Origin of the sequence: Caulobacter sp. AP07, from assembly GCF_000281955.1 — a bacterium.
GTDB lineage: Bacteria > Pseudomonadota > Alphaproteobacteria > Caulobacterales > Caulobacteraceae > Caulobacter.
Genome location: NZ_AKKF01000254.1, coordinates 41013 through 55144 on the forward strand (window position 1 = coordinate 41013; position 14132 = coordinate 55144).

Annotated in this window: 8 protein-coding genes; 3 read left to right on the forward strand and 5 right to left on the reverse strand. The window is 65.7% G+C overall.

The annotated features are described in order from the left end of the window. Positions 1–4: 4 nt before the first annotated feature. On the reverse strand, positions 5–1654 hold the full coding sequence (locus PMI01_RS22705; RefSeq protein WP_007674800.1) for a ShlB/FhaC/HecB family hemolysin secretion/activation protein: 1650 nt from the start codon (positions 1652–1654) through the stop codon (positions 5–7). A gap of 591 nt (positions 1655–2245) precedes the next feature. After that, entirely contained in the window at positions 2246–2665 is a 420-nt protein-coding gene (locus tag PMI01_RS22710; RefSeq protein ID WP_051990017.1) for a recombinase family protein, read from the reverse strand. A gap of 370 nt (positions 2666–3035) precedes the next feature. Between PMI01_RS22710 and PMI01_RS22715 the strand changes: the two genes are divergently transcribed. From PMI01_RS22715 to PMI01_RS22725, 3 genes are read left to right on the forward strand one after another with little or no spacing between them, the layout of a single operon-like run. Next, positions 3036–5075 carry an ATP-binding protein gene (locus tag PMI01_RS22715; RefSeq protein WP_007674805.1) on the forward strand — a complete coding sequence of 680 codons (2040 nt, stop codon included), beginning with the start codon at positions 3036–3038 and terminating at the stop codon, positions 5073–5075. Next, positions 5075–7408 (forward strand): Z1 domain-containing protein, encoded by a 2334-nt coding sequence (locus PMI01_RS22720; RefSeq protein WP_007674809.1) that lies wholly within the window; start codon positions 5075–5077, stop codon positions 7406–7408. The genes PMI01_RS22715 and PMI01_RS22720 overlap by 1 nt, the downstream gene beginning before the upstream one ends. Then, the gene (locus PMI01_RS22725; RefSeq protein ID WP_007674810.1) at positions 7401–8387 is read left to right on the forward strand and encodes a PD-(D/E)XK motif protein; all 987 of its coding nucleotides are present in this window, start codon (positions 7401–7403) and stop codon (positions 8385–8387) included. The genes PMI01_RS22720 and PMI01_RS22725 overlap by 8 nt, the downstream gene beginning before the upstream one ends. Positions 8388–8396: 9 nt before the next feature. On the opposite strand, the gene PMI01_RS22730 is transcribed toward PMI01_RS22725, so the two are convergent. From PMI01_RS22730 to PMI01_RS22740, 3 genes are all read right to left on the reverse strand, one after another. Then, a complete protein-coding gene (locus tag PMI01_RS22730) occupies positions 8397–9893 on the reverse strand; it encodes a DNA cytosine methyltransferase (RefSeq protein ID WP_007674813.1) in 1497 nt (498 codons plus the stop codon). A gap of 19 nt (positions 9894–9912) precedes the next feature. Beyond that, positions 9913–10464 carry a very short patch repair endonuclease gene (locus PMI01_RS26615; RefSeq protein WP_238537105.1) on the reverse strand — a complete coding sequence of 184 codons (552 nt, stop codon included), beginning with the start codon at positions 10462–10464 and terminating at the stop codon, positions 9913–9915. 457 nt (positions 10465–10921) lie between these two features. After that, a complete protein-coding gene (locus PMI01_RS22740) occupies positions 10922–13618 on the reverse strand; it encodes a TonB-dependent receptor plug domain-containing protein (protein ID WP_202948113.1) in 2697 nt (898 codons plus the stop codon). Positions 13619–14132 lie beyond the last annotated feature (514 nt).

Sequence of the window (14132 nt, forward strand, 5' to 3'; positions counted from 1 at the left end):
TTGGCTAGAACAGAGCGGCGGAAAGCGAGACGAGGACGCGGGAGGAGGGCGTGTCGCCGTGGGCGAGCGGATCGTCGAAGGGCTTGGCCCAGGCGAGGTCGAGGCTGACGCGCGGGGTGATCTGGGCGCGGACGCCGACGCCAGCCGAGGCGAGGTCCAGCTTGTTCGCGCCGGGGCCGATGTTGGTCAGCTTGGCGGCGTCGTAGAAGGCGTAGGGCCGCCAGACGGCGCGATCGTGGAAGAGGCGTAGCGGCGTGGTGGTCAGCTCGAGCGAAGCGGCGATGGCGCGATCGCCGGACGCGGCGGACGGGTCATAGCCGCGTCCGATCGACAGGTTGCCGACCGAGAATTCCTCGTAGGACAGCAGCGGGTCCTGGGTGAACTGCCCCGAGAGGGTGGCGGTGGCGTAGATCGGTCCGATCAGTTGGCCGCCGGCCTGAGCCTCGGCCCGCCAGACCAGGGCGTCAGGCACGCCCTGGAAACGCGAGGCGGTGAGTTCGCCATATCGCGAGGCGCCCAGGCCCGTGGTTCCCTGGCGCACCTCGAAGGAGCCGGTCAGGGCCGCCGAGCGGTCGGCCAGCGCGCGCGGAGCCCAGTGGCCGTCGAGGCGGGCGAAGAAGACCCGGACATGGTCCTCCGTCAAGGTGGCGACGCCGCCGCCGAAATCGACCTGCTGGTCGACCCAATCGAGGCCGACACCAAGGTTGAGGTTGTGCCGCCGATGGCGGACGATCGGATAGCTCAGCCGGGCCGAACCGGCGAAGCTCTCGCCCTCCAGCTTCAGCGAGGCCACCGCGTCGCCGGGTCGGGTCCAGGCCCAGGAGCCGGACAGGTCCAGGGCCAGGCCGCCGCCGCCCAGCTTGACGTGCTCCGTGGCCTGGATCACCCGCTGCTCGTCGCTGCCCAGGGTCCAGTAGCCGACCAGGCTGGTGCGCTCGCCCAGCGACGTGAAGCTGTTGAAGTCGATGCGGGCCAGGCCCAGTTCGCGGCCGATGGTCCTGGAGCCGTAGTTCTGGGCCTGGACAGAGCCGTCGAACGCGTCGCGGCTGACGGCGATGTCCAGGTCGACGGCGCCCTGTCCGCCGGGCGCGGGTTTCAGCGTCGCCTGGACGCGGACGCCCGGAATGTCGCTGGCCAGCAGCAGGTAGCGCTGGGCGACGTTGAGATCGAACGGCGCCATGCCCTTGAGCTGGTCCAGATAGCGCGCGACCTGCTTCTGGGCCGGACCGACGTCGCCGTGATAGGTGACCGAGGCGATGCGGGCCTCGACGACCTCCAGCACCAGCCGGCCGTCGTTGATCCGCTGCTCGGGGATGGTCACCGAGGCCAGGACGCCGCGCCGCAGGTACAACGCCGAGACGCGGTCGCGGATGTCGCAGATCGCGGCGATGGGGATTTCACGCCCGATCTCGCGCGCATAGGCGGGGGACAGTTCTTCCGGGGTCAGGGCCAAGGCCCCGGCCACCGCGCCACGAACCTCCACGTTCCGGAGCGTCAGTTTCAGGTCGCTGCCAGCGAACGAGCAGGGCGTCTTCTCGACGTTGTCGAACAGGTCGCCGCGCGGCGCGGCCGGGATCGGCGAGGCTCGCGCCGGATCCAGCTCCTCGCGGGATGGCAGGGCCACCTGGGCCAAGGCGGGGGCCGCCAGCGCCATAGAAGCGGTAGCGCACGCGGCCGTTACGGCGCGGCGAAGAAGAAGCGATGCCACCTAGATCGGCCCCCAAAGGTTCGCGGGATCAAGCCACGTCCCTGATTCCGTCCCGAAACTACGGTTTCCGAACTTCGGTTCGCAGCCCCCATATGGGGGTCATCATCGGGCGTTTGGTGGACGCGTCCGGGAGGCCAACGACCGTTGGGAAACCGTCGTTCGTCATGGTGTGGTGAGGCATGGGGAAGGAGGCGTCGGGGCCACCGGCGGAGTGAGCGTTCCTGATGATCTTGTTTCGGAAGGCGGCCAGCGCCTTTGGCTACGATCGCGGCGGCGCCGCCGCCGGTATCGTTTACCTCAAGCAGCAAGCCATGAGTAGGAATATATTCCCATTCATGGCTTGAGTTGCGATCGGCCGTTTGTGAAAGTATTCAGAGGCTTATGACGCAAACGGGGTGGCGACTTTCATAAACCCCTTTCAAAATCTGGATGCCTAGAAAGCCGTTTTTGATGCCTCTGGGACGGATTCCAAAATTGACTTCAAAACCCGCGATTGTCCCCAAACTCGCGAAAACTGACTCCAAAATCCGCGACTAACTATTTCCCCTTTTTTGAGCTGCCGCGCCTCGAACTGGACCCACTCCACCTCGGCCATCGCCACCATGACGTGGAAGAAGAACCGCCCGCCGACGAGCCGGTGTCGATGCCGTCCGTCAGGTTCGCGAACTGAATGCCGAGCTTTTCCAGCTGCGCGGTGAATTCCACGAGCTGACGCACCGAGCGTCCCAGCCGATCCAGCTTCCAGACCATGAGGGTGGCACCAGCACGAAGATGCGAGAGCGCGTCCGTCATCCCGACCCGATCACCGCGACCGCCGCTCGCATGGTCCTTGAAGATCCGGTCGCAGCCGGTCTTGGTGAGCGCATCGATCTGGAGGTCGAGACGCGTGCATAGCCGATGATTATGTTCGGACAGCTTGAAGCAGGCCCTGGTGGTCCAGATCTGACTCAGAGGCAACCTTGGGAAGTTTCGCTTTCGAGCAGCGCCGGAGCATCGGATCCGTGCGGATGTTGTCAGCTTCACTGCGCCGGCCAACGTCATTCGAGCTAGACGCGGCGCAGTGGAACGGGCAGGAGCGGCCCAGGCGTGCTCTGTCCTTCAAGCGTCGTCGCTTCCCGTCGGATGTCTTTCGCTACACGATCTCGCTCTACTTCCGCTTCGTGACGAGCATCCGGAGTTTCGCTGTCATGTTAGTACAGGGACCGGAACGGCGTGGGTCCGGGTACTGGAAAAATGCAGTTTTTCATCGTGGCTGTTGCTTAGCCAAGGTTGAGCTGCCAGCTATGAATTTCAGCCGGCCGGCGCCGGACTGGGCGAAGAGGGCCTGATGCGATTTCTGATCCTGCGCGTGCTGACGCACAGCGAACTCGGGATGTTCCATGAGTACCGGCGGCAGGGCAAGGAAGGCTCAAAGCAGCGGGCCATCAATTTCGACGGCGAAGTTGTCGATCGCGTTTTTCCGTCGGCCCTCGACACCGACCGGATCGAGCTCGATCTGCGGCTGATCACCGACGACGGCGTCGCGGAAGTGCGCCAGTCTCTGAAGCGCCAGGACAAGAACTGGCGCCTGGAAGGGCATTGCCCGCGCGACGTCATCTACGACTTCGTGGAGCCTGGCTGTCTGTTCGCCATGGAGATCGATGCAGGCGGCCGGCCGGCCGCAGGGTCCTGGGCGGTGTTTCCGAGGGACAGCGAGGTCACTCGGGCCGTCCTGGGAGACGGTGCCGCGGGTGGACTGGCCAGCGCGGGAATGATTGCGCTCCATGAGAACGAAGGCGCCCACATCGGTCGCCTGCTGGCCAGCGCTGAGCCACGGTTGTTCAGCTTCTGGGCGGGGGAGGAAGTCATGAGCGAGCATGCCGAGATCGGGCGCGGGAATGTCAGACTGCCCCCCAACCCCAAGCGCCTCATCAGGGCCCTGGGGAGCGTCGGACACACGCTCGCCAGCGCGGTCGCCGACATCATCGACAACTCCATCAGCGCAGACGCCACGCGCATCGACATCACGTTCAGGCCTCCGGACGAAGGTCACGGCCGCTGGATGACCATCGCCGACAACGGCGAGGGCATGGACTGGCCGCAGCTGTCCGAAGCCATGCGGGTCGGCAGCGACAGTGAGTACGACGACAACGGCCTGGGCAAATTCGGGTACGGTTTGAAAGGGGCGTCGTGGTCCCAGACAGACATCTTCACCGTAGCCACCCGCAAGGCGGGCGGCGAGGCGCTGCATCTGACCTGGGACGCCGACAAGATCACCGACTGGGAGGCCAACAGCGATCCGCTCGAGCCCTGGGAGCAGGAGATCACCGCGATCAGGGATCACGGAACGGTCGTCTTCTGGAAGGACATGCGCCCCCCCCTGACCGCGCCGGAAGCCAAAGGCATTTCTCCGTTCTCCGCGGAGGAGGCCACGCTCGAGCGGCATCTGGCGCTCGTCTTTCACCGATTTCTTGAGGGAAAGGCGCTGGGCCGCAAGAAGATCGTGATCCAAATCAATGGCCGGGCGATCGAGCCCAACAACCCGGTCGGTCACCCGCTGGCCGTGCCCTATGATGCCAAGCCTCTGCGCGCGCACCTGCCCAACGGCGAGGATGCGCCGGTTCAGGTCCAGCCTTTCCTGCTGCCGACCGAGGACGAACTGACGAACTATCACCAGCCTCTGGGCGGCTCGGAAGCGGTCCGGCGCGCCGCCGACCTGATCGGACTGCACGGGCGACGCAACGACACCCAGGGCCTGTTCATCTACCGCAACGACCGCCTCATCAAATGGGGCGGATGGCACGACATCTGGACCACCAACGAGGAGAAGACGAAGCTCGCGCGCGTTGTGGTCAACTTCGACCCGCGTCTGGACGACGCGTTCCAAATCAACATCAGCAAGCAGATCGTGCACCTGCCGGCGACGCTGAAAGCCGAGATCCGCAAGCTTGCGGAAGTCGTTCGCAAGGAAAGTTTCGCGCGCTTCGGCCGTGGCCCGAAAACGCTGCCTCCGCTCGCCCCGCCCGCGCCACCGTCGGGCAATCCCACCGTCCCGGGCGCCCCCGGCGCACCGGCTGGTCCTACCAGAGATCCGGACGACACCGCAGGCGCGCCGGGTCCGGGTGTCAGCGCGCCGCCTCCTCCGCCTCCGCCGACACCGCCCCCCCGGGTCACGCTGCGGACCGTCACAACATCCAAGTTCGTCTGGAAAGTCGGTCTGGACCTGACCGGCCGCAGCCTGCAGGTCAGCGATCTGGATCCCAGCCTTTCGGCCCTGGCCAAACGCCTTGCCAAGGATCCGGAGGCCGCATCCATGTTGGCCGATTTCCTGGAGCGCCTCGACGGTCTCGACGTGCAGGCCGGGCTGATAGAAGCACAGGCCGACTGATGTCCTCCGTCCGGATCGTCGGAACAGCTCCATTCACGCCGAACTGGACCGACCGCCTCGCAGCGGAGCCGGGCCCCAACTGGCGCCGGCTGGAGGCGTTGCTTCGAAGCGATCCCAAATGGCGACCCCATCAGGTGGATTCGGTCGCGACCGAATCCCTGCGGATCCTCCGCCAGCTCCGCGACCCGGCCGCCACGGAAACGTTTCAGGGACGTGGTCTCGTCGTCGGTTATGTCCAGAGCGGCAAGACCGCGAACTACACCGCCGTGTCGGCCCGGGCGGTGGACGCCGGCTATCGGCTGATCATCGTGTTTTCGGGAATTCATGACGCCCTGCGCAGTCAGACCCAGCAGCGCCTGTCCCATGAGCTTGTCGGCGACGGTGAGGACTGGACCCTTCTGACGGCGCCCGATGCCGATTTTCAGGACCCTCCGATCGAGCTTCTCGACAATCCCGGCGCGTTTCTGATCGTCGCCAAGAAGAACGTGCCGGTCCTGGAAAAGTTGGATCGCTGGCTGGTGGCCGCCGGCGAGCGGCTCGGCGCCATACCGACCCTGGTGATCGATGACGAAGCCGACCAGGCCTCAATCAACACCCGCGGAAATCGGCGTGTGGATCCGGCGGTGTCCGAGGAGGAGCCGCCCCGAGAGGCCGCGCCTTCCCGAACCAACGCGATGATCCGTTCAGTCCTGAGCCGTCTGCCCAAGGCCACTTACGTCGCCTACACCGCCACGCCGTTCGCCAACATCCTGATCGATCCTTTCGCCGTGGACCGCGAGGTGGGAGAGGACCTCTTTCCCAAGGACTTCGCGGTCCAGCTTGCACGACCGGACGGCTACACGGGCACCGAAGAGCTCTTCGGCGTGACCGCCCAGGGGCGTGACGTGCTGCGGATGGTGCCGGATGCGGACGTAGCGGTACTGAAGACGAAGCGCACGCGCAGACCGGTCCAGATCGACCTGGTGGGCCGGAACGAACTGCTGCCCGAGTCGCTGGCGGACGCCCTACTCAGCTTCTGCATCGCCGGCGCCGTGCGTGAACTCCGACCGGGGTTCGCGGGCAAGCCCCACACCATGCTCGTGCATGTCAGTCCCCGCATCCAGGACCAGTCGCGTATCGCCGCCGCCATTCGCGAGCAGTTGGACCTGTGGATCGAGGCTGTTCGCCAGGGCCAGGATCTGAGGCCACTGCTGCGCCAGGCGCTCACCAGCCACATGACCGGCGTCGAGCTTCCGGCGGACGAGGATGCCGTCCTGCAGGGTGCGGTCTCGGTGCTCCGTCAGCTGGAGATCGTCGAGCTCAACAGCGCCACCGGCGAGAACCTTGAGTATGATATCCGGCCGGCGCGTCACCTTGTCGCCGTCGGCGGCAACCGTCTGTCCCGCGGTCTGACGCTGGAAGGCCTGACCATCTCCTTCTTCCTGCGCACGGCGACCATGGCCGACGCGCTTCTGCAGATGGCCCGATGGTACGGTTTCCGGACGGGATATGAGGATCTCATCCGCATCTGGACGACTGATGGCATCGCGCGCTGGTTCACCGAGCTTGCGCTCGTCGAGCAGTCGTTGCGGGACTCCATCGTCGCCCTCGGCCAGGCAGGACGCCGTCCTGACCAGATGGGCATTCGGCTGCGCGCGCACAGTGAATTGATGCTGACTGCCCGCAACAAATCGGCCAACGCCCTCAGTATCCAGGATTCCTGGTCTGGGGAGCACCCGCAGACGGTTCTGCTGCCTCTCGGTGACCCGGGTCGGCTGACCGCCAACCGCGCGCTGGCCGAGCAGTTCGTCTCGAGCGTCGTGCCGAACTTCGCCATTGCCGGGGGCTGGCTCGCGCAGGATATCCCCGCCGAGATGGTCTGCGGGTTCCTTCAGGCTTTCCAGGTCCATAATGAGGCCGTTGCGTTCCGGCCCGAACGGCTGGTCCCTTGGATCGCACGCCGCTCGGCCGCCGGGGAGCTGACCGACTGGAACGTGTTCCTGGCCGGCTCGGCCCAGGGGGCGGCAGCCCGGATCGGAGGCCAGTCTCTGGGTCTGGTCACCCGCTCGCGCGTCAGTCGCGAGAGCATCGGTATCCTGATCGATCCACGGCACGAGGGCGTCGACCTCCCCGGCGGACCGGACGCGTACCGGCGGCCGAGCGGCGCCTACGATGCGGAGCTGATGCGCGCGGCCCGATCCGAGACCCAGGGACTGCTGATCCTCTACCCTCTCGACCCCGCGCCGTTGGGCGTCGGTGGCGTCGACGCCGTCATCGGCCTAGCGCTGAGCCTGCCCAGAACCGCCGACGCCTCGACCGCTTGGGTGGTCAATCGCGAGCTGGTCGATGACTGAGCAGCCCTCCGCCCAGATCTGGACACAGCTGCGCGCCGATCGCCCGCACGTCGAGGACCGGCTGACGCTGCAGGCCGTGATGCATGGTGACGAGGAGACCGCGATCAGCATGGGCGTGGATCATGTCGGCGCGCTGCATTTGCTGATTCCGGTAAGCCGCGCCCCAAGCTCGGGCGAGCCGCCGGACCTGAACGGCCTTAAGGTCCGCCACCGACTTCTGGAGACCGGCCGCTATCTGGACCTGGTCGCCGCGCCATCACACGAGGCGGTGTTCACGCCGTTCTGTCGCCAGGTGATCGAGGCGGTCCATCTGCAGCGGCGTGAGCCCTGGGCGGCGGTGGCCGCCACGATCCGCGCGTGGCAGTCGGCTTGGCGGCAGAGCCGCGAGTTCATGGACAAGGCCACACAGGTCGGGCTGGTCGGCGAACTTTACATTCTGCGCCACCTGATGATCGCCTGCCTGGGCGCCCAGGCGGTCTATCACTGGAGCGGACCTGATCGTGAGCGGCACGACTTCGTCAGCGAGCAGCTTCATATCGAGGTCAAGACCACTCGCCGAAGCCGCCACGAGCATGAGATCTCGCGTGCCGACCAGCTGACCCCGCCAACCGGCGGGCAATTGCTGCTGGCCTCGGTGCAGCTGGAGGAAACCATCGGCGGCGATACGAGTCTGGCGACTCTCATCGACGACATCACCAGTCTGCTCCGCACCGACGCTGCGGCTCTGGACACGTTCCTGGCAAAGCTGTCGGCTCTGGGATGGACCGATGAGATGCGGCGCTCAGGCGAACTGGTGAGGTTCGCCCTGAGGCACGTCGCCATCTTCGAGGTCGATGAGGATTTCCCACGACTGCCGGACGACTTCGATCCGCCCTCGGGCATCGTCGCCATCCGCTACACGATCAGCCTCGCCAACCTGCCGACACTCGACGTCGGGGAGGTCTCGGAACTGGTACGCCTTTCCGCCCGTCCCGACTGAGTCGGCTTCTCAGTCTTTCTCTTCTGTCCTTGCCATCGTCGGAGCGGCCGTCCCGGCCGCCGCCTTGAGGTCCTCATGGATCACGGTGGCCAGCGCATAGGCCATCAGCGGGGGCACCGCGTTGCCGATCTGCTTGAAGGCCGGGTTCATCGTTCCGCTGAATTTGAAGCCGTCGGGGAAGGATTGCAGGCGCGCGGCCTCCCGCACCGAAATCGTCCGGGCCTGATCGGCGTCGTAATGGATGTGCGAGTAGGTGTCCTTGCCCAGATGGGCCATCAACGTGCGCACGGGAAAATCCGGCCGCAGCTTCCACCAGCGATTGGGGAACTTCGTGGTGTCGTAGGGCGGGACGATCTGACGGACGATCTCATCGAACGCCGTTGTGCCCTCGGCGACACCTTCGGCCTCGGCTCTACGCCGGGCGATCTTCATTCCGGTGGCGTGGGCTTCGGGATATTCCGCGCCGGGACGCATTTCGGCGAACACCAGATGATCCCGCGGCAGCGCCCGGATCACGTGGTCGGACACCCCCTCGGCGGATTCGAACCCAGGCCACTGGCGCATCGTCTGCGCATAGCCGCCGAGGCTGTCTGAACTGCGGTAGCTCTCGAACTGGTCGAAACGCCGGGGGCCACGCCTGACCGAGGACCCGAGGATCGGCGGCAGGTCTGAGAGCGCATCGGTGGCGGTCACCGGGAACGGCAGGCTCTCGTCGCCGAGGTCGGGCGCGACATAGCCGGCGCTGCCCTCACGATTGACGTAGCGCAGCGCCACCGCGCGGGTGCCGGCATACCCGACCGGCAAGTCGAAGTGATGCGTCGCCTTCGGGAAACGGATCGGAAGGCCCAGTTCCTTGCGATAGGCCACGATGAAAACCCGGTCGCGCATCTGGGGCACGCCGTGGAAGGCGGCGTTGATCAGCGAATAATTGGCCACGTAACCCAGAGCTTCCAGCGCCTCGACGATTTCCTCGGCGACGTTGTGATGGGCGTAGTGGAGAATATCGGGGACGTTCTCGATCAGCAGCGCTAGCGGCCGGAAGGCGCGGACATAGGTCAGGTAACGCAGATAGAGGTTGCCGCGGGGGTCGACCTTGAAGGCCTGTGGATGGTCAGCGACCTCGCGCAGTTTGGCCCGACCCACGCGAGCGTATGCCTGACAGGGCGGCCCGCCGACGAGCACGTCGACCGAGTTTTCTAGCGAGCCGAGCTGCAGTTGCTCGACTAGGTCACGCGGCTCGACCTTCGTCATGTCGCGCGGCGCGGCGTGCGCAGCCAGCAGATCGGTATCCAGGTGACCGTGGAAATTCAGAGCGTGGGTGAGCGCGGCCTGCGGGTCGATCTCCAGCGCGCCGTCGATGCGGAAACCCGCCTTTTGAAATCCAAGGCTGATGCCGCCAGCGCCTGAGAACAGGTCGAGCACCCGCGGAGCTTCGCCCCGCGCCAGCCGTTCGAGCTTGGACGCGAGGGCGGCTTCAGTCCCCGGCGATCCAATGATCGCGTTCATAGGCTCCGGCCTCTCGTTATCATCGAGACGTCGTCGACGAAATCTCGTCCGACTCAGCCCCCTCCTGAGCCTGACTACCACGTCCTGAAGGTCCTGCCTGGCTGCCTAGCCCCAGGAATATCATCAACCGCGAGGCCAGCGCCTCGCGATCGCGCATCTCGCATTCCCAGACCGTGAGCACAGACCATCCAGCGTCCTCGAGCAGCGAAAGGTTTCTCGCATCCCGGGCGATATTGGCCTCAAACTTGGCTTCCCACCAGGCCTGACGTGCCTTTGGCGTCGTTGTTTTCGAGCAGCCGTGCCGATGCCAGTAACATCCGTGGATCTGGATGATCTTTCGTCGCCCGGGAAAGACGATGTCCGGCCGGCCGGGAAGGCCGCGCCCTTGCAGGCGATAGCGATAGCCCAGGCCATGCAGGAGCCGGCGGACGATCATCTCAGGCTTTGTGTCACGGCCGCGGATGGCCGCCATGTTGCGACGGCGCGCTTCAGGGACATCGTCGAAGATTGCCGCGCTCATCGGGTTATTGGCCGGTCCGTTTAGCCCGTTCAGCGTGATGCGCCTGGCCATTGCCATGTCTTCCGAGTCTGCAACGCCTCAGGCGATGCGGGTGATACTACCTAACCTAGATCCTTTCCCGAAAGCGCGGTTGGTTAGGTCCCATCCGGACCAATAAGGTCGTAATGTAAGGTGTCGGCGCTGCAACTGGTGTAGGGGAGGACGGCGACCACGGCGATTAGGCCCTGGAGCTTGTAGTTGTAGATGACCGTTTATGAAATAATTCAACCACTTATGGCGTGAAAGAACCGCTTTTGAAATATGGGCGTCCAAGCAGCTGTTTGTGACGCCTGGCCGACGGTCTCGAGATGGTCTGGTCGGCGAAGGTCGTGTTCCCAGAGCCGGCCCAATGGCGGCTCTTGGCGCGACCTAGCCAACCACTCGGACGTCAGGATCGAGGGCAGAGTAGGGTCGATTACTACTTTCGCGGCCGCGCCAAGCGCTTGCCGACGTGCTGGCCTCCCGAGGCTCACTGGAACGCAAATCGCATCCCAAACCGGAGAAGGCGCCCCAGATAGTCGTAATAGGTCGGATTGGTTGACAAGCCGCCCGAGGCGATGATCACCGGATCCCGATCGAGCAGATTGGTGATATTCAGGAAGGCCTCCGCAGGCGTCGACGCCAGACGGACCTTCTTGGTTAGATTGAGATCGGCATAGACCGCGCCCGCCACCCTGTTGGCGTTGATCGTCGGGTGGGCCGTGGTCGAGGCCGGGCAGCCCGAGGAACAGACCACATAGCTGTTGTCGATCGTGCCGGCGCTGACGCCGCGCGCCACGGCGGTCGCCGTGAAGCCGTCGTTCTCGTAGATCGCCGCCAGCCGATAGATCCAGCGCGGCGCGCCGCTGCCGTGGGCGCCGGCGCTGTCGGTGGGCGCATCGATGCCGTTGTTGATGTAGTTCTTGATGTAGTGCGTGGCGCTGAAACGCAGGGTCAGGTCGCCCGGCAGCTTGGGCGCAATGGCGTCGAGCGGCGTGCGATAGGTCGCCGCGACGTCGAACGCCTTGGCGTGGGCCCGCGCGAAATTGAAGGGGCTGAGGTTCACGCTCAGCTCGGGCGACGCGCCCGGCGTGCGGGTGAAGGCCGCGCAGTATTCCTTCAGCCCGTCATGGCAACGGTTGACGATCGTCTGCGAGTAGACCTGCCCGATAGCGTCCCGGACCTGGATGTCGAAATAGTCGAACGACGTCGTGAAGCCGGGCATGAAGCGCGGCTGGACAATGACGCCGGCCGTCCAGGTGTCGGCGACTTCCGGCCGGAGATTGGGGTTACCGGTGGTGACCTCGATGAATGGCGTCGCGGCGTTGCCGTTGAACGGATCGTTGAGGCTATTGGTCCGTGACGTGCCGCGTTGATAGAGCTCGTTGAGGTTCGCCGCGCGAATGTCGCGCGAGCGCACCAGCCGGAACCTCAGATCATCGATCGGCCGATAGGACGCGCCAAGCTTCCAGGTCGTGACATAGCCGGACGTGCTGTAGTCCGTGCCGCGCACGGCGCCATTGAGGTCGATGCCCGCGCCCAGGGGCACGGCGACCTCGGCATAGGCTTCCTTCACCGTGTAGTGGCCGAACGTCGGCAGGAAGTTCCCGACCGACCATCCCGACCGATACTGCGCCTCCACGAAGCCCGAGACGGCTTCACGGCGATACTCCGCGCCGGTGGCGACCGACATCGGGCCCGCCCAGGTGGAGAACGGATCAAAGGAAAGATTGAAGCCCGCGGTCGTCTGCGCGAAGCGCTGGCGGCGATAGGGATCGCCCAGCACGTAGTCGATGGCGGCGGCCGAGGCGACGCCCACGCCGAGACGATTGAGCGGCGCGCAACCGTTCGTGGGATCGGTCAGGGTTGAGCGGCAGACGATCGCGCCGCCCGGCGCGACGACCGCATCGGTCGCCAGGGCCAGGCGCGAGGTGTTGAGGATGTTGCGCAACATCTCCGTGATGTCGGACTGGCCGTACTGGGCATAGGCGTCCCAGCGGACATCGCGGCCGAACGCATCGAACCGGCCTTCGCCGCCGACGGCGAAGCGCTGCACGCGCCGGGTGTTGTAGTTCTTGCGGTAGGGAAAGTCCTGCGCGGAGGTGCCGAGCGTCACGCTGGTGACGCCCGCGAGCGCCGTCGGCCCCAGCGCGGCCACCAGATAAGGATTGCTCGCCGACAGGGTATAGGAAGAGGTCAGCGAGGGGCCGGCGTTTGAGACGGAGCGGTTCCAGTTGTAGGCGGCCTCGCCGAACAGGGTCACCGTGTCGGTGAGCGCGAAGCTGACGCGACCGAAGACTCCGCGCCGGTCGTCCTGAGGATCAAGGCCGATCCGACGATTGCCGTCCGCCAGCGCCCAGTCGCCGCCGACGGTCGTGGTGGCGTTGGAGAGCGCGCCGTAGTCGTAGCGGTTCACGCTGCCGCCTGGACCGAAATAGAGGCCCCTCAGGCTGTTGGCCACGGCCCCGGCTGAGCTGTTGATGATGCCGCCCGGCAAGGTGTTGTTCGTACCGGCGTTCGTCACCACCAGGTACTGCGGCTGGCCGTTGGGCGCCGTGTAGTTCGGATTGGTGAGGAGACGGTCGCCGTGCTGGTTCCAGTCGCGATCGACGTTGAAGATCCCGTCGCGATGGGCGTACTCGCCGCTGACCATCACGTGACCGCGCCCGCCCGCGAAGCGTTTGCCGCCCGCGGCGCTGACCAGATAGTTGCGGCCGTCGCCATGCGTCGTGCCGCCGCCCTCGACCGTGGCTTTCAGACCCGTGAAGTCCTTGACGAGGATGAAGTTGACGACCCCCGACACGGCGTCCGAGCCATAGGCGGCCGAGGCACCGCCGGTGACGATCTCCACGCTTTTGACCAGCGCCTGGGGCACGTTGTTGACGTCGACGGCGCCCGTCACCGACGAGCCGACCGAGCGGCGGCCATCCACCAGCACCAGGGTGCGCTCGACGCCGAGATTGCGCAGATTGAGCGCGTTGATGCCCGCGAGGCCATTGCTCAGATAAAGGCGCGTGTTGGCCGGACGTAGGCTGCCGGCCACGGCCGGGATCTGGTTGACGTAGTCGGCCAGATTGTTGGTCGGGGCCTGGGTGCGGATTTCCTCCTGCGTCACGACGGTCAGCGCAGTCGGCGATTTGTAGCCGTCGCGAGCGATGCGCGTGCCGGTCACCACGACCTCGGCCACGGACCCGACTTCATCGCTCTCGGGCGCGGAAGGTTGAGCGGCGGTGGCTGGGGCCGAAGCCGAAACGGCAAAGCCTAGGGTCAAGGCGGCCACCACCACGCTCGAGGCGCAGGAAAGTTTCCGGTCCGTTGCACGCGGCCGCCGAGATCGCACGAGAAATCCCCTATTTGTTTTGCCCCAGCTGCCGCGACAGTAACGGATTCCGAAGCCGTCACCACCCGCCGTCGCCGCAGCGCGAGTGAAGGCAAGCACCCCTTCCCAAGGTCGACGAAGGGGCGGTCACGGTTCTACGCCTGATCGCCTGAATGTCGTGTTTCTGGAGCCCATCCAAGGGCAGTTCATGGCGCGACCCGGCCACCTATGCAGACCTAAGGATCGGCGGGGCAGGGTGGAAGGCGGCCAACTGTTCTTACCAGCGAAGCTGGTGGGTGGGGCTTCACCGCCGCAAGATGCCCTGCACCGATCCCCCACCCGACCCGCTACGCGGGCCCCCCTCCCCCCAAGGGGGAGGGAA

Bases quoted from the DNA above. Each gene is read 5' to 3' on its own strand.
- PMI01_RS22715 (WP_007674805.1), top strand. From the start codon at position 3,036: ATGCGATTTCTGATCCTGCGCGTGCTGACGCACAGCGAACTCGGGATG.
- PMI01_RS22730 (WP_007674813.1), bottom strand. From the start codon at position 9,893: ATGAACGCGATCATTGGATCGCCGGGGACTGAAGCCGCCCTCGCGTCC.
- PMI01_RS22720 (WP_007674809.1), top strand. From the start codon at position 5,075: ATGTCCTCCGTCCGGATCGTCGGAACAGCTCCATTCACGCCGAACTGG.
- PMI01_RS26615 (WP_238537105.1), bottom strand. From the start codon at position 10,464: ATGGCCAGGCGCATCACGCTGAACGGGCTAAACGGACCGGCCAATAAC.
- PMI01_RS22705 (WP_007674800.1), bottom strand. From the start codon at position 1,654: ATGGCGCTGGCGGCCCCCGCCTTGGCCCAGGTGGCCCTGCCATCCCGC.
- PMI01_RS22725 (WP_007674810.1), top strand. From the start codon at position 7,401: ATGACTGAGCAGCCCTCCGCCCAGATCTGGACACAGCTGCGCGCCGAT.